The organism is Limnoraphis robusta BA-68 BA1 (assembly GCF_034932365.1).
In the GTDB taxonomy this organism is placed as follows: Bacteria; Cyanobacteriota; Cyanobacteriia; order Cyanobacteriales; family Microcoleaceae; genus Capilliphycus; species Capilliphycus robustus.
The window spans coordinates 1-25,048 of sequence record NZ_JAYGHR010000008.1; the positions used below are offsets into that span (position 1 = coordinate 1).

Below are 25,048 nucleotides of genomic sequence, written 5' to 3' on the forward strand. Positions count from 1 at the left end.
TTCATTCTCAGTTAAAAATTGCCGGGGTTGATGGGGTGATGGGGTGATGGGGTGGTGGGGAGAGGATTTTTTTCCGATGAAAAATAGCTTTTTGTTAATAAAAATTCCCCCCATCTCCCCACCTCCCTACCTCCCCACCTCCCCACAAATCAAGTTTTCGGGTTAGAACGAAACGGCCCTGCCCTGGGTCCACCCTAAAAGCAGGGAAGAAAGTTAACCCCCCTGGGTCCCCCCTAAAAGGAGGGAAGAAAGTTGACCCCCCTCGCCATTTATCAACAGTCCCAGGTTCAGCCGAGACTCATTATAATTGCAGTTAGCACGGCTTTGGCTTTAAATAAATATCTAAATTGACGTTAACCCAATGAAAACATTTACAGCAATTGTAGAAAAAGACCCTGACACCCAACTTTATGTCGGTTATGTTCCCGGTTTTCCTGGCGCCCATTCTCAAGGAAAAACCCTTGATGAACTTCAAGAGAATTTAACAGAAGTGATTGAGATGCTACTCGAAGAAGATGTTACCTTTGAGACTCAGTTTGTTGGTACACAACAAATTATCATTCATTCAGCATGAGCAATATTCCAATTCTGAAACCTCAAGAAGTTGTTCGCATATTAGAAAAATTGGGATTTGTTGAAGTTCGCCAGAAAGGTTCACATAAGCAATTCCGCCATGAGGATGGTCGAGGAACAACCGTACCTTTTCACAAAGGACAAGATATTTCACCAACCTTGCTAAAAAAAATTGCCAGCGATATTAATAAGATGACTGTTGAGGAGATGCTCGAAGATCGCTAATCAAATGCTAACAGAAACTATTTCTTTGGATGAAATTAAGTGAGTGAATTATTGAACTCCCCTCGCCTCGTAGGAGAGGGGTTGGGGGAGAGGTTCTTCTAAGTTTAACCCCCCTCAGTCCCCCCTGAAAGGAGGGAAGAAAATTAACCCCCCTTGAGTCCCCAGCAGGGCTGTTTCATTCTCGACCCTAAATTAAATTTGATGACCTAACCCCCCAACCCCCTTCCCTGCAAGGGAAGGAGGAGTAATTAATATTTTGATATACTTATTAATCAAAAAAAATACTCCCCTCGCCTCGTAGGAGAGGGGTTGGGGGAGAGGTTCTTCTAAGTTTAACCCCCCTCAGTCCCCCCTAAAAGGGTTCTATTATTGTTGAACTTTCTCAGATTTTTGGCTGCGGGGTTTAAGTGGCTTGGATATTATTTTCCTTCCACTTTCAGCTTGCTTTTTTCGCAAATAATCACAAATTGCCTGTAAATCATAATTGAAAGATTGAGCATATTCTTCTCGAATTTTATGAATTTCTTCAAGAACACTATCCTTCCACATCAGTCTCTCCCATTAACTCATAAGGTGTACAAAGTATTGGTAGATCATATCCAGCATCAACGCTAATTTGCGATAGTTTTTTCTGAATCTGAGCATTAGCAATATGCTTACAATTCCACGTTAATAGATAATCTAAACCATAAACTCTAGCGATCGCAATATGCAGTGCATCATTAGCGGATTGAGGTTTTTCTATCAATAACACAAACCAGGTATCTGAACTTTCAAACACCTGGATAAATTATGAACGCCTAATTCAATTAAATAACGATGTTAAAAAATCTTCTCTTTTTTAACCCGAAACTCCAACAGCTACAACAATTAAACCCACTACTAAAGCTGCGCCTAAAGATCCTAAAATGATATAATTGCGGACTTGATTTTTGTTCGGAGGTTCAGCAGTATAAACTTTGGGTTCAACTGCAAAATTATTTAGGCGTCCACCCTCTTCGGTTGTATAAGGCATAAATTAACGTCCTCGTTTTATCTTATTCAATCTAGAGTAACAAAAATTTGCCAATAGTTAAATAACTTCAGGAGGAATTACAGGTTCCCCAGGGCAGGGAACCTCTGAGAACTCAAGAACTAATCGTTCCGGTCACAGGAGAAGAAGCTGTGGCATAATTTTTAATGGGAATACGCCCCGACAGATAAGCCAAACGACCTGCTTGAGTTGCCATTCCCATCGCTTTCGCCATCATAGCAGGCTGTCCGGCTAGAGCGATCGCTGAATTAATCAGTAACGCATCCGCCCCCATTTCCATCGCTGAAGCTGCTTCGCTGGGGGTGCCAATACCCGCATCAACAACGACGGGAACTTTCGCATTATCGATGATAATCTGAATATTAGCAGCGTTTTTAATTCCTTGTCCTGAACCAATGGGAGAACCCAAAGGCATGACTGTCGCACAGCCAACTTCTTCTAAACGTTTGGCGAGTAACGGATCAGCGTTAATATAGGGAAGTACCGCAAAGCCTTCTTTCACAAGTTGTTCTGCGGCTTCTAAGGTGCCAAAGGGATCAGGTAAGAGGTATTTGGCATCAGGAATCACTTCTAACTTGACAAAATTGTTATCTTCCTGTCCTAATAATTTTGCCATCTCTCGTCCCAACCGTGCAACCCGAATAGCGTCTTCTGCATTTTGACAGCCTGCGGTATTGGGAAGCATCCAAATTTTCGTCCAGTCAATGGCTTCTGCGAGTCCTTCATGTCCGGGGGCTTGAGTTTGAACTCGTCGTACCGCTACAGTGACAATTTCACATCCACTGGCGAGGATGCTTTGCTGCATTTCTTCTAGGGTACGATATTTGCCCGTTCCGGTCATCAGGCGAGAGTTAAAGCTTTTTCCGGCTATAGTTAACGGCTTATCTATATCTTGTTGTTGCAGGGGTTTATCGAGTGTTTGCATTTTGAAGCGTTTCCTTTATTTTTCCAGTAGATGTTGATTTTTCATCTAGTTCTTATTGTACGATTTTGCCTGAATGATTGTGACTAAAAATATTAACCCAGTTTCTCTATCTTAAATGTCGTGAGAGGACTCCCGCCACAGCGCGACTCTTGGCGGTGAGATGAATCACGACTGAATTTGGAGTTGCCTGATGCTCAACATATTTTTAAGATCAAATAAACTTGCAACAAACAACATTAAATGTTATCTTACCAGAAGCTTATCAATGTGTGGCAAAAATGTTAGATGTTCTCAAGGTAAGACTATACCCAAACAAAGAACAGCAAACAGCTTTAGCTAAGAACTTTGGTTGTTGCCGTATGGTATGGAATTTTTATCTGGAGAAAACTAACACTCAGTACAAAGAAACAGGAAAAGGGCTAAGTTATTGCGAGATGGCAAAAGACTTAACCCAACTTAAAAAGTTACCTGATTACTCATTTCTGCAAGATGCTACTGCTGCCACATTACAACAATCATTAAAGAATTTAGAATCGGCTTTTAAGAACTTTTTTGCTCACCGAGCCAGATTTCCTAAATTCAAAAACAAGCAGAATAAGCAATCAATTCGTTATCCTGAAAGTTGTTCAATTAAAGGCAATGGCGTCAAACTTCCTAAGATAGGGATTGTTAAAGCCAAGTTCCCCAAAACAATTAGCAGCAAAATTAAATCTGTTACGGTTTCAAAAACAAGTACAGATAAATATTTTGCTGCGATTTTGTTTGAAACTGATGATTTAATCCTTAATAAAACAGGAAAAATATCAGGAATTGATTTAGGGTTAACGAGTTTAGTCACGGTTTTTGATGGTGAAACTTACACTCAAGTTGATCCAATTAAACCCACTAGAAAATATGCCAAACGATTAAAAAGGAGACAGCAAGCATTATCTAGAAAGAAAAAGGGTTCCAATAATCGCCATAAACAAGTTAAAAGAGTTGCTAAGGTTCATGAAAAGATAGCAAATACAAGACTTGACTTCCTCCATAAAATCTCCAGAAAGTTAGTTGACGAAAACCAAGTCATTGTAGTGGAAAACCTTTGCGTTAAAGGATTGGCACGTACTAAATTAGCAAAATCTGTGTTAGATGCTGGTTTTGGAATGTTAGTAAATTTCCTGAACTACAAACAAGATCGGGAGGGGGGAAGATTGATTGAAGTTGACAGATTTTTTCCGAGTACAAAGCTTTGTAATTGCTGCAAATTCAAAAACGATTCGTTAAATTTAAGTATTCGTGAATGGGTTTGTCCAAATTGCCAAACCCATCATGATAGAGATGAAAACGCAGCGAAAAACATCAGGGAAGAAGGGATAAGAATACTGTCAACAAATACTGTGGGACACACAGAAATTCAAGCTTGTGGAGAAGAAGTAAGACTCGAAGCGTGTTTGCACTAAAAAGCATTCTTCTGTGAAACAAGAATCCGCCGTCGAGCGCGTAGCTTGGCGGGGGAGTGTCAACTATCATAAATTAAAATCTCAGGAGACCTTGAAAATTCGGGGCGGGTTTATTGAGGTTGTTTGAGGGAAAACAGACCTCTTGACTGAACCCTCCGCTACAGGGGTGACTCCTGACTGAAAATGGCTGGCAATTTCATCAAATAATTATTCCTCAGAGGAGTTCGGTTCAGGTGCGTCAACGGCTTCGAGATATTGACTATCAATTAAAAACGCTCCCTTTTCAAAACGAACGCCCCAATATCCGCCCGGACGCCTATCAAGAATAATCCCTTCTTCTCCCAGTTTAATCACATTGGAGGGACGTAACATCGGCATGGGGTCAGCCGTTTTAACGTAGGGAGGAATACCAATCATTCTAACTTTTTGATAAATTTCAAACTCGGGTTCCATCGGTATTGTCATTAAATTTTAATTCAGGTTAAATGAGAAACAATTTGCTGTAATTGTTCAATTTTTTGCGACTGTTGCTGACGAGTGTGTTCGAGTTGATTTAACTCGGTTGTTGTGGTTTCAACTTGTTGTTTAAGTTCATTCCAATTGTTTTGAAGAGGTTGCAGCATTTGTTGATACAAACTCACCGTTCCCCAGAGTTGAGAAACCGCTTGATATTGTTCGCGCCAACTGTGTTCTTCTGCTTCTAATTGTTGACGTTTTTGTTGTTGTTCATCGGTTTGACGGTTCACCGTTTCTTCTAGTTGTTGAATTGCGGTTTGAATTTGAGAAATTTCAGCTTCAAGAACCTCTAATTTTTGCTGTTGATCTTGGTGTTGAGCATTCAAACTGGAGAGAACCCGCTCAAAATTAACCAGGCCATCTGGATTAACATTGGCAGGCAAACCTTGACGTTTTAATAATACAGCCTGATGCTGAATCAGAATCGCTTCTCGCTCTCTGAGGGTGCGACGCTGACCGCCAATGGTGCGATTTAACATATCATAGGCATCGTTTTCATCGGTGAGTTCGCTTTCAAGACGAGAACGTTCTCCATCGCTGGCTTGTACTAATTGTTGTTGAAGTTGCTCGATGTCTTCTCGTTTGTATTTCAACTCGTCTTCCTGTTCTTTGACCATGCGAAACCAGCGATCCCATTCTTGTTGAAGTTTATCAACTTCCTCTTTAAGTTTTTCGATAGGCATCGCTTCTAAAGCCGATACATTAATAACCACCCCTACACTTTGAGTCTCATCAAACTGAGCGGCTAATTTTTCCAATTGACTTAATAAAGTTTGTCGATTTTGGAGTTGAGTTTGCCAAGTTTCAGCCAATTCTTGTTTAGCCGTTAATTGAGTATATTCACCTTGGAGATTAGATTTCAATTGAGTCAAATCATCTTGAGATTCATACCAATTTTGCCACTGAGTTTGTAGAGATTGACGAGTGGCATCAACTTGGTCTTGTAATTGCTCGGCAGAAGTTTGTTTTTCTTGTAGTTGTTGCCAATGATGTTGTAAAGTTGATTGTCCAGCTTCTAGGCGATCCGTTGCTTGTTCAAGTTGTCTTTGTAAGGCATCAAGAGCAACGGGAGTAGACAGTTGAGCCAGTAAAGATTGAAGCTGTTGTGATTGTTCTTGACTGAGAGCGGGAGCGGATTTTAAGCCAGCTTGTTGATCTTCAAGTTGCCGGATCTGTTGTTGGAGTTGTTGGCGAGTTTGTTCAATTTCAGCTTGGGATTGATCCAACTCCGAGCGGAGTCGTTCTCCTTGTTGTCGTGCAGATTCTATTTCTTGACGTTGCTGTTCGAGGCGTTCAAATTCTTCTTCAAGCTGTTCGAGTTGCTCCCGTTGAGCCTCCATTTCCATCTCGCGGCGATTGAGTTCTTGACTTTGATAAGTGAGAGACTCTTTCCACTGTTCGATTTCTTCTTGTTGAGTTTTAAACTTTTCTTGTAAGCGAGAGAAATCTTGAAGAATGCTAACGAGCTGTCGAGCGGCATCTTGAATGCGTTGAACGTGCTTGCTGCTATTAAGGTCTACGAGGACTAAGGCACCGTCCTTGAAGTTATTGGCATCCTCGGCGGGTATCACCTCATCACCTGTAACAGCAGTCCAGTTGTTCTCACCTCGCTGACAGGCCAGCAATTTGAGTTCAGCTCGACCGCCTCCCAAACCAAAGCTTCTCTGCTTTTGTACTTCCGCTAAATACAGCACGGTGATCGTCCTCGTGAGGTGTTTAATTGACACTCCCCAGCCCTTTAGGCGTGGGGATTCTTCATTCTACGACTCAACTTGCTCTGACAGGATTGCTCCCACATGAGTAGAGGTCGAATCTCCTGAAGCTTTCGGATCTAAGATCCAAGTTCCCGTATGCCCTACGGTACTCAAGGCTATTTTCAGAATGTTGATGGCAGCGTTCCAGTCTCTATCTAAAACAAACCCACATTCACAAACATGAGTTCTTGTTGATAGAGATTTCTTGACTATCGCACCACAATTAGAGCATTCTTGAGAGGTATAAGCAGGATTGACTGCAACAGTTATCCTGCCAAACTTTACCCCGAAATACTCCAACCATTTTCTGAATTGATACCAACCTGCATCATTGATAGACTTGGCGAGACAAGGATTTTTAACTAAGTTTTTAATTCTCAAATCTTCATAGGCTACCAAATCGTTAGATTGGATTACGCAACGCGCTACCCTCTTAGCGTGTTCTTGACGTTGCCTACTTATTTTGAGATGTACTCGCCCTAATTTATTAATGGCTTTTTTCCGGTTGGCAGAGCCAATTTTTTTGCGAGAAATGCGCTTTTGATAAAGCTTTAATCGCTTTTCTCCTGTTCGATAAAATTTAGGGTTGGGTTCACTATGCCCATTGCTATCCGTGTAAAACTCTTTGAGTCCAACATCTAAACCAATTGTTTTACCCGTTGGTGAGCCACTACGTTGCTCTGGTTCCCAGAGTTGTAGTAAGTGGCGTTGTGTTTCTACTTGGTTCTCTGCACTAATTAAGAATTGAACATAATAGCCGTCAGCACGACGAACTACCCTAACTCTTTTTATCTGTTCTAATTGGTAGAAGTTTAAATCCCACGTCCCTTTAAGTTTGAGCTTACCAATACCTTTTTTATCGGTGAAACTGATTTGTTTCCGGGTTGGAGATAGCTTCCACCCAGAGGTTTTATATTCCACTGAACGAGAATTTTTCTTAAACTTTGGATATCCTTTTCTACCGGGAACCGACTTCTTGCAGTTGTCATAAAACCGAGAAATGGAACTGTAGGCACGTTCAACAGAAGCTTGGCAAGCACTAGAATTCAAAGCTTTGACAAAGGGAAACTCATCTCTGAGAGATTTACTCAGACGGTATAACTCTTTCTGTCCAACGCCTTGATTATCCATCCAAAAACGGATACTCTTGTTGCGGACAAATTGAGCCGTCCTGATTGCCTGATCAATCGCTGTGTATTGAGTTGTTTTCCCTTTAGCCTTAAATTCTAAAACGAGCATTTTACGTGGGAAACATCTACGCAAAACATGATAACATAAAAGCCGTCCTAGAAGGACGGGGCTTTCAAGCCATTTTTTCGGTAAAATCGACAGACAGAAATGATTCGGTCTCAATCGTGGATCGATATACGTGTCCCTGCTCAATTTTACTCTACCACCAATTACCAGAGAAGATTTCCTCTGGAATACATCTTGAAATCTTATCAAATTGCGTTGACGAATCGAGTGATTGTCTGAGCGAGTCAGGCTGTAACTGCCTACAATAGTTAGAATGATAAAGTTTCTCGGTTGATTAGCAGGCTCTCGCTCGGCGGAATCAGAAAATGATCAGTCACAACCCTTTGAACCGTCCACAGGAATAGGCGGAGTTTACACTAATTCCATCGGGGTTGGTGTGAGAGGATGTACATAGAATTCAACGGTGATCAGGAGGCCACTTGCTGCATGCAAGGCTCTTTAAGTGAGATTGATATCCGCAGTATCCTGCAACTGATTGAGCTAGGTCAGCGAACCGGAGAACTCATGGTAGAGGCTTATAGCCCAACGTCCGGCACAACGGGCGGTAAGCGTCGTCCTCACTTTGGGGGACCGTGCTGGTTAGTCTTCTGCTTTAATGGTCGCATTATCTATGCAGGTCAGAGCGAGGATAGTTTGTCACGCTTGCGCGACTACCTACGTCGTTTTCAAGCTGATAAAGCCCTTGATCAGATTGAAGTTCCCTCGATTGCATCGGTTAATGCTCCTGAATACGGCTACCTGTGGGCGTTGTTAGAAAAAAATCTAATCACCCCACCTCAGGCCCGCAGCATTATTCATGGAATGGTTTATGAAACCCTGTTTGATTTGCTGAGTTTGCACCAGGGTTCGTTTATCTTTGAGATTGGGCCACCGTTGGCCCCGCAGTTAACCACCTTAGAAATCAGTTCGCTCTTGGCAAAAATTATGAAACAAGTTCAAGAGTGGAAAACCTTTCATCCCCATATTCAATCCCCCAATCAATGCCCTTTAATTCCAGATCCACAGAAGTTGCAACGCACATTACGTCCCAATGCTTTTGAAACCCTCAACCGTTGGGCAGATGGTCAAACCAGTTTTCGTCAAATAGCCCGCTATTTAAATCGAGATATTGTCACCGTGACTAAAGCGATGTATCCCTTTGTGCAACAGGGGTTTGTGCAGTTGTTAAATCCCACGTCAAACGGTGAATCTCCGGCTCAAAATAAGCTCGCTATCCCAACAAAAGTTCCCCGAATTGTATGTATTGATGATGACATTGTGATTCGAGAAACGGTAGAATTAATTCTCAATCGGCAGGGTTATGAAGCGACAGCAATCAGTCATCCCCTGAAAGCACTCAGTTGGGTTTTTCAGCTTAAACCTGATTTGATTTTATGTGATATTGCCATGCCCGAACTCAATGGCTATGAAATCTGTGCAATGCTGCGGAATTCCACTGCCTTTCGCCAAACACCGATCGTGATGTTAACGGGGATCGATGGATTCGTTGACCGACTACGAGCCAGAATGGTACGAGCCACAGACTATCTAACCAAACCGTTTGGGGAAAGTGAATTATTGACATTAGTTGAAACCTATGTCGGCCTTGGAGATCCGAATCGGCTACCATCAGAGCGGTTGTTAGCTTCGGAAATCAACGATATCTTCGATCAATAAGATATATGCCGATCCTTTTAAACTTAAAATTACCAAGGAATTTGGGTATACTTGAATCAAACAATACTATATTAGAGTATTCTTCAAGCGCAGTTGCAATTAACCGTTTGGTCTGAAACCGGAGTGCCTTCCTTGTCCGAGGACGACCTCAACTGATCGGATACACTCTCTCGGGCTTCTCCATTACCGTCCGTTAACCCTAAACCCAGAAATTCAGTCAGACAGTATGAGTACAGTTATGGTTGTAGAAGACAGTGTCACACAACGGCAGATGATTTGTGATCTCCTCAAAGAGAGTGGCTTAGACGTAAAGGTGGCAAGTGACGGTGTTCAAGCCTTAGAAGAGGTGGAGAAACATTGTCCGGATTTAGTGGTTCTTGACATTGTTATGCCTCGCATGAATGGATACGAGTTGTGTCGGCGTTTGAAGTCTGACCCCAAAACCCAGAACATTGCAGTCGTGATGTGTTCTTCTAAGGGCGAAGAATTTGATCGCTATTGGGGAATGAAACAAGGGGCTGATGCTTATATTGCCAAGCCTTTTCAACCGACAGAACTGGTGGGAACCGTCAAACAATTACTGCGAGGTTGAATATTGGTACTATGGTCGGTAATCCTGACTTTTTAACCGGGCAGAGTCCAGACAGTCCTGAGTTCCAAGAACTAGAGACTCCAGAAGGAGAACCCCATCTGCGATTTTATCTTCCTTCGGGCATGGAACTGGCATTGTCCGCCATTGGGATTAAAGAAGTGCTATCCCAATCTCCGGATCGGATGACTCCTATCCCAAACGTTTCCCCCTTACTCTTAGGAACACTCAATATCAGGGGTCGAGTCGTTTGGGTGGCGGATCTGGGTCAATTTCTCGGAGATCAAATCCCTTTAGATACAGATCGCACAGAGATTCCTGTGATTGCCGTAGAAGATCAAGATACGATCTTGGGTTTAGCGGTAGAAGCCATCAGTGACATTGTGTGGCTAGATGTCGAACAGATGAAAATGCCGACTCAACTCCCAGACAGTATGGCACCGTTTATCAAAGGAGAATGTCAAATGGGTGATGCAGAAGAACCCCTGCGATTACTCGATCAAATTGCTATTGTGCGATCGGCTCGATGGGGAGCTGCTTAAGCGTTAAATGTTCAACCTTTAAAAAGTCCAAAATTTAAGTCCCAGGCTCTCAAGCAACCCGTTCTCAACTTTGACCCCGTACAACCCCTTTGGAATCTAAAAATCCCAGATAGGCACTCAGCAGCTCACTGCTTTCAAACTCCCGAACTCCAAATAAATAATAAAGACTAAATTTGAGACGCTAAAAAACTAAGCCATAAACCATAAAGAACTAGAAAAAACGGAAAGGGGAATAGGCAATGCCAGCAAGTACAGACTTCCTGCAAGAGTATCAACAAACAGAAGCCGCTTACACACAAGGAAATTATGAAGAAGCAGCCGCTTTAGTCTATCGGTTAGTTGAAGATTATCCCGATGATCCATCCGCTCGCTTGCTGTGCGGTCACATCTACGGTTACGGGTTGCAGCAGTACGATGTTGCTCGAGAACAGTATCTCGCCGTTCTTGATCTGACCGATGATGCCGAACTGCTCGAACAAGCTCAAGCATCAATGGAGATGGCTGAACAGTATCTAGCCGACTCAGCCGCCTATGCCATCAGTGGAGATCTCGGGTTAGGCGTGGATCTCAACGATGATGATGATGATGACATCGGAACCGCCGAAACCCGACTAGACTTAGAAGAGATGATGGAAACGGGGGTTTCTGATGTAGACTTAGACGACTTTGCTGACCACTCAGAACCCCTGCTCGACTCCGAGATGAATTTAGAGGAATTAGAAGAACTCTCTTTAGAAGAAATTGACCTCTCAGAACCCGACTTCGGTTTAGAAGACCTCAGTAATGATGGGCAGTTAGATGAGTTTACTGACATCGGTAATTTGCCAAACTCACTCACAGATGAAGAAGACGACGACGATCACAACCCTCTGGCTGACAATCCTTTTGCTCAGAGCGATCAGTCTCTCGGTGTAGCTGAAGAACTAGAACTCGTCGAAGATGAAGCCATTACCACTCAACTCGAATCTGACCCCTTTCAACTCGATGATCAATACAACTCCGACGACGAAATAGAACAACAGTTGCTACAACCCCTAGAAAACTGGTCAGGAAATTTGTTAGCCGAAGAGGCTAATCCCAACTTTGATCAACCTCAATCTAACTTTTTACAGGCGACCTCTTCAGAAGTCTTGGATTTAGACGATCTGATGGAACTCGATGATCTCGAGGACGACGAAAACTATTCCCCTGTAGCACCCCATTCCGAAAAAAATGGCCGCTCTTCAGCCTCAAAAGTGGCTCTAAAACCCACACCGAATGTTACCGAAGACTCCGATGACGAAGAAGGGATAGACCTTGATGAATTTAACTCAGATTTAGATGATATTTTTCAATCCCTTGAAGATTCCGCCGACTTAAACTTACATTCATCGAATACACCCGCTCACGCCAACGGTAAATCTTATAGTCCCCAAGTTGAAAAAGAGGATGAAGATTTCGATGAAGACTTGTTTAGCTTGGAGGATATACAGCAAGCTTCTGATGCCGAAGCCGAAACCTTACTGATGAGTCCGTCCGGTTCTGATGATGATTTTCAGTTTGATGAGAATGAGGAATTTGCACTGCAAGACCTGCTCGAAGACCCAGACTTGATCGCAGAGGACGACTTGAGCCAGGAATTGCTCTCGTCGGAGCGAACCCATTCTCAGCAGTCCCATGCACAGAATGGCAGTTTAGACTCCGATGCTTTGTTTGATGCCAGTGAGATTCCCGACAGTTTTGGCTTGGATGCTTTTGATGATGATAGTTTTGGAGAGCAGTTGCAGTTCTCCAACAGTCAAGGGATCAATCTCGACAAACAGCAGCACCTCTCCGACGACGAGATAGAACCCGACGACGAAGAAGTGCTGACGACAGATTCTTCGGCTCTTGATGAGAATGACTTCCTAGATAATTTTGATGAGTTTGACGATTTGGGGAACCTGCCAGATTTTGAAGCCTCCCGCTCAGAAGAAGCCTCGTTTATTTCCGACTCCTCGGACTTTAACGAAGAAGTCGATAGTGATTTTGTTGCCACGGCTAGCAGCGCCCTAGAGCGAGACAATTCCGCCATTAGCAACGATGAACTGTTTAACGTTCCTCTTGATCAAGAAGTTGTAACGACCTTTACCTCGCAAATCGACGATCCGGTTGAAACCTCGGTCACCGTTGAACAGGGGCCGTTTGCTTTCCTGGAAAATAAAGTCTTTAAAACTAAATTTCTCTACATTGCGATCGGTACAGGGGTAGCGACTCTGATTTTCGTGGCAACCGCGACAAATATTATGACACGCACGGCCTCTATCAATCAAAGACGCGAGGTGGTGAATTCCCTACGAACCACAGGTTGGATCGTTACTCTCGTTGCGGGTGCGACGAGCTTCTTGAGTGCTTGGACTGTGGGAGATATTGCGGCGCGACAAATGTCGAAAGCCTCAAAAGATTTACAGCATCAATTTGATGCCATCTCTCGCCACAACTTAAAAGCCAGAGCGACGGTTTATGCTATCGATGAGTTGGGTCAAATGTCGGCGAAATTTAACCACATGGCACAGTTTATCGAAACCACCACCGCCGAAGCTCAACGCAAAGCTGAAGAACAAGAAGAAGCTAAAGAAAATCTCCAACGCCAAGTGATTCGCTTACTCGATGACGTAGAAGGGGCGGCTCGAGGTGACTTAACGGTAACGGCAGAAGTGACGGCGGACGTGCTAGGCGCGGTTGCTGACTCGTTTAACTTAACCATTCAAAACCTGCGAGAAATCGTGGTTCAGGTGAAACAGGCGGCCCGTCAGGTGAGTAAAGGGGCAACCGATAGCGCGACGTTTGCTAAAGATGTCGCCGGAGATGCCCTGCGACAAGCTGAAGAATTAGCCGCAACGCTCAATTCCGTACAAGTCCTAACCGATGCCATTCAACGGGTTGCTGATAGTGCGCGAGAAGCCGAAGAAGTGGCGCGATCAGCCGCCGCCGTCGCCACAAGAGGCGGAGAGGCTGTACAAATGACGGTAGCCGGGATTTTGAAGATTCGCGAAACGGTAGCGGAAACCACCCGTGAGGTGAAACGCTTGGCAGAGTCTTCTCAAGAAATTTCTAAAATTGTCGCGATCATTTCTCAGATTGCTTCACGGACAAACTTATTGGCTTTAAACGCCAGTATTGAAGCGGCACGAGCCGGAGAAGCTGGACGGGGTTTTGCCATTGTTGCTGATGAAGTCCGACAATTGGCAGATCGTTCGGCAAAATCTCTTAAAGAAATTGAACAAATCGTGATGCAAATTCAGAGTCAGACGAACTCTGTAATGATGGCGATGGAAGAAGGAAACCAACAGGTGATTGACGGGACGCGACTCGCCGAACAAGCCAAGCGATCGCTCGATGATATTATTCAAGTTACTAACCGGATTGATGTTTTGGTGCGATCAATTACGGCCGATACCGTTGAGCAAAATGAAACGGCTCGGGCGGTGGCGCAAGTTATGCAGGCTGTTGAACATAGCGCTCAAGAAACCTCTCAAGAAGCTCATCGAGTCTCTAACGCTTTGAGTAATCTTGTAGGTGTGGCTCGTGATCTACTTACTTCTGTTGAACGATTCCGAGTAGACTCTTCTGAGCGAAAATAGGAAGATAGGCAATCTTGCAGAAGGCAATCTGGCAGGAGGTAAGAGGGAACAGAAATATTTGAACTTCTGAACTTCTCAAATTTTAAATCCTTTATTTTTAATGATGAATTATGCAAGCCGAACAACAACAACGCATCCTGGGATATTTTATTGAAGAAGCGCAAGATCACCTCGATACGATCGAACAAGGATTGCTCAACTTGCAGTCTACGATCGAAGATCCTGATCTGCTTTATGAAGTTTACCGTGCGGCTCACTCGGTTAAAGGGGGGGCAGCGATGTTAGGATTGGCGAGTATTCAAACAACATCTCATCGCCTCGAAGATAGCTTTAAAATTCTCGAAAAAATCCAAGCTCAATCTAAAGTTCAAGTTGACCAGGAGTTAGTTTCTTCATTTTTGGAAATTTCTGATACACTTAAAGCTCAGATTGAGAGTTTATCCGGCCCTTACGGGTTAACCGATGAAGTGGCGGCTAGCCAACTGAAAAAAGTAGAACCTACCTTTGATCGCCTTAACTATCAGCTTGAGTCTCTGGCAAAACGCAATGAAGTCTTTCTGACTGAATTCACTCTGACGACGCCTAACATCATCTCTCAAGTCCCAGCTACAGCTTACCTCAAGAAACTTGAGATGATACCCGCGATCGCCACTAAACCCCCGGAAAATAGTGCGAAAGAGTTATTTTTCCGCAGCGATGTTCCCGATCAACTACGGGAAATGCTGCAACTGTTTAAACAAGCGGAAAATTCGGATCGCCGCAAAGCCTTGATAGAAATCTGTCGGAGTTTGGCTAGAGCAGGAGAAACTTTTGATTTGTCAAATTGGGCGAAGTTTGTCGCCACTGTTGAACGAGCAATTGCTCATCCGCAGAATGCTTTCTCGACTTTAGCTCCAATCACCATTAAAGCAATTAAGCAGGCTCAAGAGTTGGTGTTGGAAAATCGAGAAGCCAAAATTTCAGTGAGTGCGGATCTCAAAAATTTATTACCTAAATCTTCGGTATCGGAAACCAACAAAACATTACCAACTCGCAGTTCAAAAAGCGGTTCGGCGAAAAAAACGGCATCAGAAACCGCTAATTCTTCCAGTACGAAGGGAGCGAGGAATAATCCTCAAAGTTCTCCTCAAGCCGCCTCAAATTCCCGACAATCTGATTCAATGGATGCGGATATTGATTTATCATTTTTAGAGAATTGGTCGGCTGCTCAATCCCCTCTAGATGCTTCTAAACCGACGCCTAGAGGCCCGGAAATGGCACCGGAAGAGTTAAAAAGTCTCGCGGATTTGTTTGAAGGGGAAAACTCTATCGAACAGAGTTGGAGTGAAGAAAGGTTAATTGAATCAACAGAGTATCACTCAATTCATTCTTCGACATCGGGTACTCCTCTTGACCGCGACTTTTTGGATTTATTTAGTGAAGACTCTCAGGAGCAAAACCGAACCCATTCTTCCCAAGATCCGAAGAATAAACAAGCCGTTAATCAGACTTCAAAACTACAACGGACTGACTCGAACACTGGATCAAGTCGGGACTTGAATCTAACAGATTTTGATGATTTGCTCAATATTGGAGCGGGGGAAACTGTTAATCGTTCTCAATCGTTGTTCACTTCTGGCAATGTAACAGTTTCTCAATCGGATTTAGAAGCGGAAAATCTCAGTTTTGAGGATTTGTTTGCTTCTTCAGAGACGGAGGTTGAGTCTTTCTCACAAGCTCCGGCTCCCTCTTCAGTGCAGTTATCTGATGATACAGACTGGTTTGAACACCTCGTGAGTGGGGATGGGGAGACGGATTCTGTCTCGGATTCTATACCAGAGACGACGACTATTGCTGCGACTCCATTGACTTCACGACGGGTAACTTCCTCTACGACCACTTCTCAAGAAGATTCTCAGAATTTGTTTAGTGAGTTATTTGATTCTTTGGAGGAAGAGACGGACAACCGAGATCAGCAAGCCGTTGACAGCGAAATAGACTTTTCGACTGCTGAGGAGACTTCAGCGATAGAGGACTTTGATTATTTAGAACGATTACTCAATCAAAATACGGGGGTTCTTGAAAGTCAACAAAATTTAGGGAATGCTGAACCTATGGGACTGATCTCCGACGGTTCGGGTGTATTTTCGGATCTTGATGCTTTATTGCAAGCAGAAGATGGGATTGACTTACACTCTGATGAGGAGGAAGATGATGATGATCTTGAAGAAGATAATGAATTTGCTGAACTCGAAAAATTACTAGGCGGTGAAGAAGGGCCTGGTGCTACGGGTGGGGCGGGGATGAGACAACGGAACGGAGCGAAACAGACTCGTGTTTTTGAACCGATCGCCAAAGTTCCAGTCAAGCAACTTGATAATCTCAGTAACTTGATGGGTGAGTTGGTGGTTAACCGCAACAGCTTGGAGCAAGATCAAGAACGGATGCGGCAGTTTTTGGATAATTTACTCGATCAGGTGTCGCTGTTGAGTGATGTGGGTCAACGGATGCAGGATTTTTACGAGCGAAGTCTGTTGGAAATTTCGCTACTGTCGGGACGTAAACAATCAGTTTGGAATAGTCCTCGCAGTGCAGATGAGAAACCGCACAAAAATCGAGTTGATGATCCGATTTCACGCTTGTTTGACGATTTTGAATCAACAGAATTGGATCGGTTTACGCCTTTTCATACCTTGTCTCAAGAAATTATTGAGTTGGTGGTGCGGGTTCGAGAGTCGGCGGCTGATATTGAATTTTTGGTGGAAGAGGCGGATCAAGTCAGCCGTCAATTGCGACAGGTGACGACTCAGCTTGAGGAAGGTTTGACAAAGGCGAGGATGGAACCTTTCGCCCAAGAAGCGGATCGCTTGGCCCGTCCAGTGCGAGATATTTCGATTAAGTGTGGCAAACAGGCTGAACTTTATGTTGAGGGTCGAGATACTTTAATTGACAAGATGTTGTTAGGGAAACTGCATGATCCTCTAATTCATTTGGTTAATAATGCGATTACTCATGGGATTGAACCTCAAACGGTGCGGATAGCAGCCGGAAAGTCTGCGAAGGGTCGGATTGCCATTAAACTCTTTCACCAAGGGAATCAGACGGTGATTTCGATTTCTGATGATGGGGCGGGAATTGATGTCGAGAAGGTGAAGGAAAAGGCGATTCGTAAGGGATTGGTGACACCGGAACGTGCTGCTTTGATGTCAAACTTGGATGTTTACGATTTGCTGTTTCATCCCGGTTTTAGTATGAAAGACCAAGTTGATGAGTTTTCGGGTCGGGGTGTGGGGATGGATGTGGTGAGAACCAGTTTAAATGAGATTAGAGGCACGATTACCACCGATTCGACCTTGGGTAAGGGAACGACGTTTACGATTCGTCTACCGTTGAATATGAGTATTTCACGGGCGCTCTGTTGTATTAGCGATCGCGCTCGGATTGCCTTCCCGATGGATGGGGTTGAGGAGATGATTGATATTCCCCGTGAGCAAATTCGGATGATGGCGGATGGGAAACAGGCTTTGGAATGGCGGGGTTCGTTACTGCCTTTCCGTCATTTGCGAGAGTTGTTGACCTATAAACGGCATTTGGGACGGGGTAATGTTTACGGGACGAATACTGAAGAGGATATGATTTCGGTGATTGTTTTGCGATCGGCCGGGACTTATCTGGCGGTGATGGTGGATCAGGTGTTAGCGGAACAGGAAATTGTGATTAAGCAACTCGAAGGGCCTGTGCCGAAGCCTGTGGGTGTGGCGGGTGCAACGGTTCTCGGGGATGGTCAGATTGTGGCGATCGCAGATGTGCTAGAACTGATTGATTTGGCGATGGGCCGGATTCGCAAAGAACCGAGTCCTTGGCCGACGGGTATTTCTACGCCGCTTGAACAGCAAGTCCAGAAGACTCAGCCGACGGTATTAATTGTAGATGATTCGATTACGGTGCGAAGTCTGTTGTCGATTACCTTTGAAAAATCGGGTTATCGGGTGGAAGAAGCGCGAGATGGTAAAGAAGCCTGGGAAAAACTGAAGTCGGGTTTACCTTGTGATCTCGTTTTCTGTGATATTGAAATGCCTCGGATGGATGGTTTAGAGTTGTTGTCTCGGATGCAGAAAGATCCGGCTTTGATTGATTTGCCGATCGCCATGTTAACGTCTCGGGGTGCAGATCGACACCGCCAGATGGCTTATCAATTAGGTGCGAGAGGGTATTTTACCAAGCCTTATCTCGAAGAACAGTTACTCGAAGCTGCCGGACGAATGTTGCGCGGAGAAGTGGTTGGGAAACCGACAGGAATGGCTCTAACTTCGTAGTTGAAAATCAGATGCTCAATACATCACTATTATTTTCAATTCAGAGCGCTTGATTACTTGAGAAAGGGAGAAGAGAAAAACCACAAAGACACACCAGACACAAAGAGAGAAAATTGGCGTTTTGTTACAGCTAGATGAGAAAAAGACAAGGGGTTTGAACTCCTTGTCTTCACACATAAAATCATTGAATAACATCTTGTGGAGAGAGCTGATTTTATTCTTCTTCTCCTGTAAATTCTTCATCCTCAGCATCATCAACGTGTCCGACTGAGTTAGAAGAAACGACGGCACCGCTCTCAAGTTTTTCTCGAACTAACTTTTCGATTTTTGCTGTAAACTCAGGGTTTTCTTCCATGTAAATAATCGTTTTGTCTCGACCTTGACCAATATTATCACTGTCAAAGCTGTACCATGAACCCTTGCGTTTGATCACGCCTGTTTCTTCGGCTAAATCAACTAAACAGCCTAAGGTTGAGATGCCTTTTCCAAAGATAATATCAAATTCAGCGATGCGGAAAGGCGGCGCAACTTTGTTTTTTGCGACTTTAACTTTAGCCCGAATTCCATATTCATCTGTACCTTTTTTCAAGGTTTGAATGCGGCGAATATCGAGCCGAACTGAACAGTAAAACTTCAGCGCATTTCCGCCTGTTGTGGTTTCGGGGTTTCCGTAGGTAATTCCAATTTTCTGACGCAATTGGTTGAGGAAAATAACCGTACAACCGGACTTACCAATATTACCTGTAATTTTCCGTAGGGCTTGGCTCATTAAACGCGCCTGTAACCCCATGTGAGCATCGCCCATTTCTCCTTCGATTTCTGCACGGGGAACTAAAGCGGCTACGGAGTCAATGACGACAATATCAACCGCAACTGAACGCACGAGTTGATCGACGACTTCTAATGCCATTTCTCCGGTATCGGGTTGAGACACCAGCAGGTTCTCAATATCCACGCCTAAAACGGATGCGTAACTGGGATCTAGGGCGTGTTCCGCATCGACAAAGGCGGCGACTCCTCCGGCTCTTTGGACTTCGGCGATCGCGTGTAAGGCTAAAGTGGTTTTCCCGGAACTTTCTGGCCCATAAATTTCAATCACTCGTCCTTTCGGTATTCCCCCACCGAGGGCTAAATCTAAGGTTAATGCTCCACTGGGAATGGTTTCTACCTTCATGCGGGGAGCATCACCTAAACGGACAATTGCTCCTTTTCCGAAGTTCCGTTCTATTTGGTTGAGAACCTGAGTTAATGCTTTTTGCTTTTCGGCGTTATCGCCAACTTTTGTAGCCATTCGCTTTGATCCCATTGTTACGATTTTGGTAGGGGTTTTTTATACTGAGCCGGGTCAAACGGATATATGCTCGTATCTTACCAGCTTGACTGGCTTCTCACTCGGCGCTCATTGGATTAATTTACAAGATGTGATATAGCGTCTGTTTCGACAGCGCCGATCTCTTGACTCGTTTTTTACTGACGTTCGCTCATTGTAGCGAAATTTGATCCTTTCATCAATATCAATCTTAGGGGTTGGGGGTTGGGGATTGGGGGTTGGGGAATGCTGGGGTTAAATTGAGTTGGTTAAAATTGCTCTAAATCAAGTTCAAATCCTGGTAACAGGCTTTCTCCAGATAAACGGGCGGGAAGTTGTACAATCTCAATAGGCTGATTGGGGCGATAAATTTCGACTTGTTGCTGTTGCGGGTTAACGAGCCAACCTAATTTTAGACCACTATCAAGATATTCCTGCATTTTCTTTTGAAGCGGTTCGAGGGGATCGGTACGCGATCGCAATTCGATGATAAAATCTGGACAAATAGGCGGAAACTGTTCTTGTTGTTCGGTTGTGAGGCTTTCCCAACGTTCTAGACTCACCCAAGCCGCATCGGGAGAACGACTACCGCCATTGGGTAAACGAAAAATTGTCGAAGAACTGAACACTTTTCCCAGTCCAGTTTGACGGTTCCATAACCACAATAAAGCAATTAAGTCGGCTTCTCGGTTTCCGCTAACTCCCCCTACGGGTGACATAATAACAAGTTCTCCGGTTGGTGTACGTTCGAGTTTCCAGTCTGAGTTGGCGCGACACAACCGATAAAATTGTTCGTCGCTCAGATTAACGGTATTTAGATTTAAAATCAGAGGAGTCATCTTTAGCGAGTGGGTCAAAATTGGGCTAAATCGAGTTCAAATCCGGGTAACAGGCTTTCTCCCGATAAACGGGCGGGAAGTTGTACAATCTCAATAGGCTGATTGGAGCGATAAATTTCGACTTGTTGCTGTTGCGGGTTAACGAGCCAACCTAATTTTAGACCACTATCAAGATATTCCTGCATTTTCTTTTGAAGCGGTTCGAGGGGATCGGTACGCGATCGCAATTCGATGATAAAATCTGGACAAATAGGCGGAAACTGTTCTTGTTGTTCGGTTGTGAGGCTTTCCCAACGTTCTAGACTCACCCAAGCCGCATCGGGAGAACGACTACCGCCATTGGGTAAACGAAAAATTGTCGAAGAACTGAACACTTTTCCCAGTCCAGTTTGACGGTTCCATAACCACAATAAAGCAATTAAGTCGGCTTCTCGGTTTCCGCTAACTCCCCCTACGGGTGACATAATAACAAGTTCTCCGGTTGGTGTACGTTCGAGTTTCCAGTCTGAGTTGGCGCGACACAACCGATAAAATTGTTCGTCGCTCAGATTAACGGTATTTAGATTTAAAATCAGAGGAGTCATCTTTTGTTAGCAGTAGTTGATAATTGATGGCAATAATTTAAAAAAATGGTAAAGTAATGAGAGATAAACCGTTATTGTTGTCGCCCACTGTCTAAGGAGCGATCTGTGTCAAATTTATCTCATTATTTTAATACAAAAAGCTGGAATCGTCGCCAAATTCTCACCTGGGGTTTAACAGGCTTGGGGGTGACAGCGACAGCAGCCCTACTCAATTCTCGTTTTAAGGGTTCTTCATCGGTACAAATTCCACCGTTAGAAGAACCAAATGAAGCGACAGATATTAATTTTAATCCGATGCTGATTTTGCGAGATTTTGACTGGGGTAAACTTAAACAAGATCAGGGGCGAACGATACGGGAATTTGAAGTAACGGCTAAGAGTTCTACTTTACAATTAAACTCAGCAATTTCTTTTGTAAGTTGGAATTTAAACGGGCGAGTTCCAGGCCCTACTTTAAGAGCAAAAGCAGGGGAACGGGTGCGAATTTTGTTTCATAATGAAGATGGAAGTTCCCACAGTATGCACTTTCACGGAACTCATCCGGTAGAAATGGATGGAGTAAAACCCGTGCGTCATGGGAAGACAGAAATCTATGAATTTGATGCTGAACCTTACGGACTTCATCCCTATCATTGTCATGTTGCGCCTGTAACGCGACATATTAGTAAAGGGTTATATGGACTGTTTATTATTGACCCGCCAGAAGGTCGTCCTGCTGCTGATGAAATGGTGATGGTGATGGGGGGTTTTGATGTTAATAATAATCAAAAAAATGAACTTTATGCGTTTAATGGCATTCCCAATTATTATCGCGATCATCCCATTCGCATTTATCAAAATCAATTAGTTCGGTTATATTTGTTGAATATGATTGAGTTTGATCCGGCGATAACGTTTCATATTCATGCTAATATGTTTCAAGTTTATCGCACTGGACGTACACTCACCCCCAACGAAGAATCAGATGTGATTACAATGGGAACCGCAGAACGTCATATTTTGGAGTTTTCCTATCCTTATGCGGGTCGCTATATGTTTCATCCTCATCAAGATGCGATCGCAGAAATGGGCTGTATGGGTTATTTTGATGTGATTGGTACTTGAGAGTCTTTCTAAAATATTTATAAAAATTTTTAGATTTTATTGACAAAACTTATCATTTGATTTTAGCCTGGAAGTCTATTGTTGTTATTTTAGAAAACAGTCGGTTCCAATGAAAAAGTCCTTAAAATCTGTAGAATTATTTTTAGCAACGGGGTTAGCAGTCTCTCTGGTAGCTTGTAGCAGTCCATCAACGACAACCAATGAAACAACGACTGAACAATCAAATCCTTCTACTGAAACAGTTCACGGAGAAGGTGGAGAAGGTGGAGAAGGCGGTGAAGGTGGAGAAGGCGGTGAAGGCGGTGAAGGCGGTGAAGGCGGTGAAGGCGGTGAAGGGGGTAGCAGTGGCAATCCTGATGTTGATTATATGACAACGTTGGGATTAATGAAAGGTCATCTCATTGTAGCCGAAGAACTCAGACAAGCGGGAAATTATGAACAAGCTGAACCTCATATCGGACACCCGGTTGAGGAATTGTATGGCGGTTTAGAAGGTCAACTTTCTCAGCGCAATGTACCGGAGTTTAAATCTACTTTAAATCAATTGAATGATTTATCCAAAACAGCGCCCGCTCAACCCGAAACACAGGCAAAATTTGAGGAAGCGGTACAGTCAGTAGATACTGCAATTGTAGCAATACCTGAGTCTCAGCGTCAATCTCCAGAGTTTGTAATGAAGGTGATTAATCAATTGTTAGCAACAGCATCCGAAGAATATCAAGCGGCTATTGCTGAGGGAAAAGTTGTTGAACTTGCAGAGTATCAAGACTCTCGGGGATTTGTATTATATTCTGAACAACTTTATAAAAATATTGCCGATCAAATGCAACAAAATTTCTCGGAAGATCATCAAGTCATTGTAGAAACAATGGCAGAATTAAAAGCAGCTTGGCCGTCTGTAACTCCGCCCGAAACTCCAGTAAAAACGCCGAGTGAAGTACAAGGACTGGTTTCTAAAATAGAATTATATAGTTCTCGTGTTGCTTCATCACCCTCACCGGATTCATAGTTTTTAAAAGAGAGTAAAAACCACGCTCGACACAGAGAACACTAATCGGAAATCTTCGTGTCTTTGTGCCTTGGTGGTGAGTTTGTGATCAAAACAATATTTCAATCAAATTTTAAATGATTTTTTCCATTCCTAATCTTCTCAATACTGAGAAACTTCAATCTATTCAAACTCGTTTAGAAAAAGCTGAATTTGTGGAAGGAAAGTTAACCGCAGGTTGGCACGCAAAACTGGTTAAAAATAATCAACAATTAAAATCAGGAACGAGTTTACTGAAAGAACTAAAAACAGAAGTTGAACAGGTTCTCAAAGATAATTCTTTGTTTCAAATAGCAGTTCGTCCCCGGCGTGTTCATTCTCTTTTATTTAGTCGCTATGAGGAGGGAATGTCTTATGGGACCCATACGGATAATGCGTTAATGGGGAGTAGTTTATTGCGTTCAGATGTATCGTTTACGTTGTTTTTAAATTCTCCAGATGAGTATGAAGGCGGGGAATTAGTTATTGAAGGTGCGGATGATGAAAAAGCGTATAAACTAGAAGCAGGTACGATGATTATTTATCCTTCTTCTACATTACATCGAGTGAATACAGTCACAAAAGGAACTCGAATAGTTGTTGTCGGTTGGGTACAAAGTTTAGTTAGAGATGCGAGTCAACGAGAGATTTTATTTGATTTAGATACAGCCAGACGGGCGATGTTTGCCAGAGAAGGAAAAACCCCAGAATTTGATTTAATTTCTAAAAGTGTAGCCAATTTGTTGAGAAAATGGGCGGAATAAGGAATTTAAGGAGATCAGATGTTATCCATTGAAGATACATTTATATTGGTTGAAGAACGTCTTCCCATTTTGGGATTAAAGTTAGCCAGTGGTGTTCCTTCAGATGTTCGCGGAATTAGCGATGTTGATATTAGTTTGGTTCACCCAGAACCGCAAAATTTACTTCATTTAATGCCTGAAGGAACGCTTAAAAAAAAAGGAAAAATTTACCTTATCCCGCTTGGGGATATCAATTTATTCTTGCCAATAGACAGATTAATTTAACGGCTTCAACTTCTATTAAAGTTTATGATGCGGTTAAACATAGAGAGTTAGAACTCGAACTAATTCGCTCTTACCCTAGTTTACAACAAAGCGTCATAGAAATAAAGAAAAATACGACTTGGGGAACCGAAAAATGTTGGTGTCATCTGTTAGGATTAGAGGGGAATGAATATGAGATCATGTTAAATCAAGATTTAGTGTTAGCAACAGGAAAAAAGAAAGTTATCTCTTAATATTGAGAGGAATTTTGGGGAAACCAGATTTCTCCAATTTTATAAAATAAGACAATTCCTAGTAAACTCGCCCCCAAATCGAGTAAACTAAAAGTACGATGGGGTAGAATGTGTTGTAACACTTCCTCGCCAATAGTAACAAGCGTAAACAAAAATGGTCCAAACGGAATTGGAAGATGAAAAATCATCATCATGCGTCTATTTGTGGCGCGATGACAGACAAAAGAAGCAATTCCGTAGAGGAAAAAATGTCCGATAATGTCATAGTAGGGAATTTTTTCAAGTTGTGCGTAGGGGAGTTTTCCAAAGTCAGCAACTAACATTATCGCAAAAATAAGCATCAAATAAAGGATAGCAATAACTATCCAACCTCGCTGATTAATTTTCATGTTGATAGCGGTAAAAAGTAGTAGGGTACGTCAAATTATGCACAGATTTTTCCTGAGTCTAATAAGTTAATGTCTGACGCACCCTAATTTTTTCTTCGTGTCTTTGTGTCTTTGTGGTTTTTAACCTTT

At 43.2% G+C, this 25,048-nt stretch carries 21 protein-coding genes and 2 pseudogenes; 12 read left to right on the forward strand and 11 right to left on the reverse strand.

The genetic code is table 11. The features are described from left to right. Window positions 1-361: 361 nt before the first annotated feature. Both VB836_RS05715 and VB836_RS05720 read left to right on the forward strand, forming a co-directional pair. Window positions 362-574 carry a type II toxin-antitoxin system HicB family antitoxin gene (locus VB836_RS05715; RefSeq protein WP_046280251.1) on the forward strand — a complete coding sequence of 71 codons (213 nt, stop codon included), beginning with the start codon at window positions 362-364 and terminating at the stop codon, window positions 572-574. Next, complete coding sequence (locus VB836_RS05720) at window positions 571-798, forward strand: type II toxin-antitoxin system HicA family toxin (RefSeq protein ID WP_323218419.1); 228 nt, start codon at window positions 571-573, stop codon at window positions 796-798. Before VB836_RS05715 ends, VB836_RS05720 begins: the two co-directional genes overlap by 4 nt. A gap of 366 nt (window positions 799-1,164) precedes the next feature. Here the strand turns inward: VB836_RS05720 and VB836_RS05725 are convergent, their stop codons facing one another. From VB836_RS05725 to VB836_RS05740, 4 genes and pseudogenes are all read right to left on the reverse strand, one after another. Continuing rightward, window positions 1,165-1,347 (reverse strand): hypothetical protein, encoded by a 183-nt coding sequence (locus VB836_RS05725; RefSeq protein ID WP_323218420.1) that lies wholly within the window; start codon window positions 1,345-1,347, stop codon window positions 1,165-1,167. Continuing rightward, a pseudogene (locus VB836_RS05730) lies at window positions 1,334-1,519 on the reverse strand (type II toxin-antitoxin system VapC family toxin); the annotation flags it as partial. The pseudogene VB836_RS05730 and the gene VB836_RS05725, both read right to left, overlap by 14 nt. A 120-nt stretch (window positions 1,520-1,639) precedes the next feature. Continuing rightward, complete coding sequence (gene psb34, locus VB836_RS05735; protein ID WP_323218421.1) at window positions 1,640-1,813, reverse strand: photosystem II assembly protein Psb34; 174 nt, start codon at window positions 1,811-1,813, stop codon at window positions 1,640-1,642. 112 nt (window positions 1,814-1,925) lie between these two features. Further along, complete coding sequence (locus VB836_RS05740) at window positions 1,926-2,756, reverse strand: thiazole synthase (protein WP_323218422.1); 831 nt, start codon at window positions 2,754-2,756, stop codon at window positions 1,926-1,928. 221 nt (window positions 2,757-2,977) lie between these two features. On the opposite strand from VB836_RS05740, the gene VB836_RS05745 reads away from it, so the two are divergent. Next, window positions 2,978-4,195, forward strand: a complete 1,218-nt coding sequence (locus VB836_RS05745; RefSeq protein ID WP_323218423.1) for an RNA-guided endonuclease InsQ/TnpB family protein — start codon at window positions 2,978-2,980, stop codon at window positions 4,193-4,195. A 207-nt stretch (window positions 4,196-4,402) separates the two neighbouring features. On the opposite strand, the gene sipA is transcribed toward VB836_RS05745, so the two are convergent. The 3 genes from sipA to VB836_RS05760 all read right to left on the reverse strand — a co-directional run bounded on the left by sipA (window position 4,403) and on the right by VB836_RS05760 (window position 7,704). Continuing rightward, the gene (sipA, locus tag VB836_RS05750) at window positions 4,403-4,648 is read right to left on the reverse strand and encodes a regulatory protein SipA (RefSeq protein ID WP_323218513.1); all 246 of its coding nucleotides are present in this window, start codon (window positions 4,646-4,648) and stop codon (window positions 4,403-4,405) included. Window positions 4,649-4,671: 23 nt separating this feature from the next. Then, window positions 4,672-6,405, reverse strand: a complete 1,734-nt coding sequence (gene hmpF, locus VB836_RS05755; protein ID WP_323218424.1) for a pilus motility taxis protein HmpF — start codon at window positions 6,403-6,405, stop codon at window positions 4,672-4,674. A gap of 66 nt (window positions 6,406-6,471) precedes the next feature. Beyond that, the gene (locus VB836_RS05760) at window positions 6,472-7,704 is read right to left on the reverse strand and encodes an RNA-guided endonuclease InsQ/TnpB family protein (protein WP_323218425.1); all 1,233 of its coding nucleotides are present in this window, start codon (window positions 7,702-7,704) and stop codon (window positions 6,472-6,474) included. A 444-nt stretch (window positions 7,705-8,148) separates the two neighbouring features. Between VB836_RS05760 and VB836_RS05765 the strand changes: the two genes are divergently transcribed. The 5 genes and pseudogenes from VB836_RS05765 to VB836_RS05785 form a co-directional block, all read left to right on the forward strand. After that, on the forward strand, window positions 8,149-9,378 hold the full coding sequence (locus VB836_RS05765) for a response regulator (protein ID WP_323218426.1): 1,230 nt from the start codon (window positions 8,149-8,151) through the stop codon (window positions 9,376-9,378). 226 nt (window positions 9,379-9,604) lie between these two features. Then, window positions 9,605-9,970 carry a response regulator transcription factor gene (locus tag VB836_RS05770; protein WP_323218427.1) on the forward strand — a complete coding sequence of 122 codons (366 nt, stop codon included), beginning with the start codon at window positions 9,605-9,607 and terminating at the stop codon, window positions 9,968-9,970. 11 nt (window positions 9,971-9,981) lie between these two features. Further along, on the forward strand, window positions 9,982-10,509 hold the full coding sequence (locus VB836_RS05775; protein WP_046279394.1) for a chemotaxis protein CheW: 528 nt from the start codon (window positions 9,982-9,984) through the stop codon (window positions 10,507-10,509). A 239-nt stretch (window positions 10,510-10,748) separates the two neighbouring features. Beyond that, complete coding sequence (locus VB836_RS05780) at window positions 10,749-14,111, forward strand: methyl-accepting chemotaxis protein (protein WP_323218428.1); 3,363 nt, start codon at window positions 10,749-10,751, stop codon at window positions 14,109-14,111. Window positions 14,112-14,257: 146 nt separating this feature from the next. Continuing rightward, window positions 14,258-18,406, forward strand: a pseudogene (locus VB836_RS05785) (response regulator); the annotation flags it as partial. A gap of 214 nt (window positions 18,407-18,620) precedes the next feature. Here the strand turns inward: VB836_RS05785 and recA are convergent. The 3 genes from recA to VB836_RS05800 form a co-directional block, all read right to left on the reverse strand. Next, window positions 18,621-19,697: a recombinase RecA gene (gene recA, locus VB836_RS05790; protein ID WP_323218430.1), complete on the reverse strand. Its 1,077-nt coding sequence runs from the start codon at window positions 19,695-19,697 to the stop codon at window positions 18,621-18,623. A gap of 287 nt (window positions 19,698-19,984) precedes the next feature. Continuing rightward, a complete protein-coding gene (locus tag VB836_RS05795; RefSeq protein ID WP_323218431.1) occupies window positions 19,985-20,554 on the reverse strand; it encodes a Uma2 family endonuclease in 570 nt (189 codons plus the stop codon). A gap of 14 nt (window positions 20,555-20,568) precedes the next feature. Then, window positions 20,569-21,138, reverse strand: a complete 570-nt coding sequence (locus VB836_RS05800) for a Uma2 family endonuclease (RefSeq protein ID WP_323218432.1) — start codon at window positions 21,136-21,138, stop codon at window positions 20,569-20,571. Window positions 21,139-21,243: 105 nt separating this feature from the next. On the opposite strand from VB836_RS05800, the gene VB836_RS05805 reads away from it, so the two are divergent. The 4 genes from VB836_RS05805 to VB836_RS05820 all read left to right on the forward strand — a co-directional run bounded on the left by VB836_RS05805 (window position 21,244) and on the right by VB836_RS05820 (window position 24,297). After that, window positions 21,244-22,242, forward strand: a complete 999-nt coding sequence (locus VB836_RS05805) for a multicopper oxidase domain-containing protein (RefSeq protein ID WP_323218433.1) — start codon at window positions 21,244-21,246, stop codon at window positions 22,240-22,242. Between the two features lie 109 nt (window positions 22,243-22,351). Continuing rightward, window positions 22,352-23,251 (forward strand): hypothetical protein, encoded by a 900-nt coding sequence (locus tag VB836_RS05810; RefSeq protein ID WP_323218434.1) that lies wholly within the window; start codon window positions 22,352-22,354, stop codon window positions 23,249-23,251. Window positions 23,252-23,367: 116 nt separating this feature from the next. Next, entirely contained in the window at window positions 23,368-24,033 is a 666-nt protein-coding gene (locus VB836_RS05815; protein ID WP_323218435.1) for a Fe2+-dependent dioxygenase, read from the forward strand. Window positions 24,034-24,051: 18 nt separating this feature from the next. Continuing rightward, window positions 24,052-24,297: a hypothetical protein gene (locus VB836_RS05820; protein WP_323218436.1), complete on the forward strand. Its 246-nt coding sequence runs from the start codon at window positions 24,052-24,054 to the stop codon at window positions 24,295-24,297. A gap of 229 nt (window positions 24,298-24,526) precedes the next feature. Here the strand turns inward: VB836_RS05820 and VB836_RS05825 are convergent, their stop codons facing one another. Beyond that, window positions 24,527-24,919, reverse strand: coding sequence for a VanZ family protein (locus tag VB836_RS05825; protein ID WP_323218437.1), 393 nt, complete (start codon window positions 24,917-24,919; stop codon window positions 24,527-24,529). Between the last annotated feature and the right edge of the window lie 129 nt (window positions 24,920-25,048).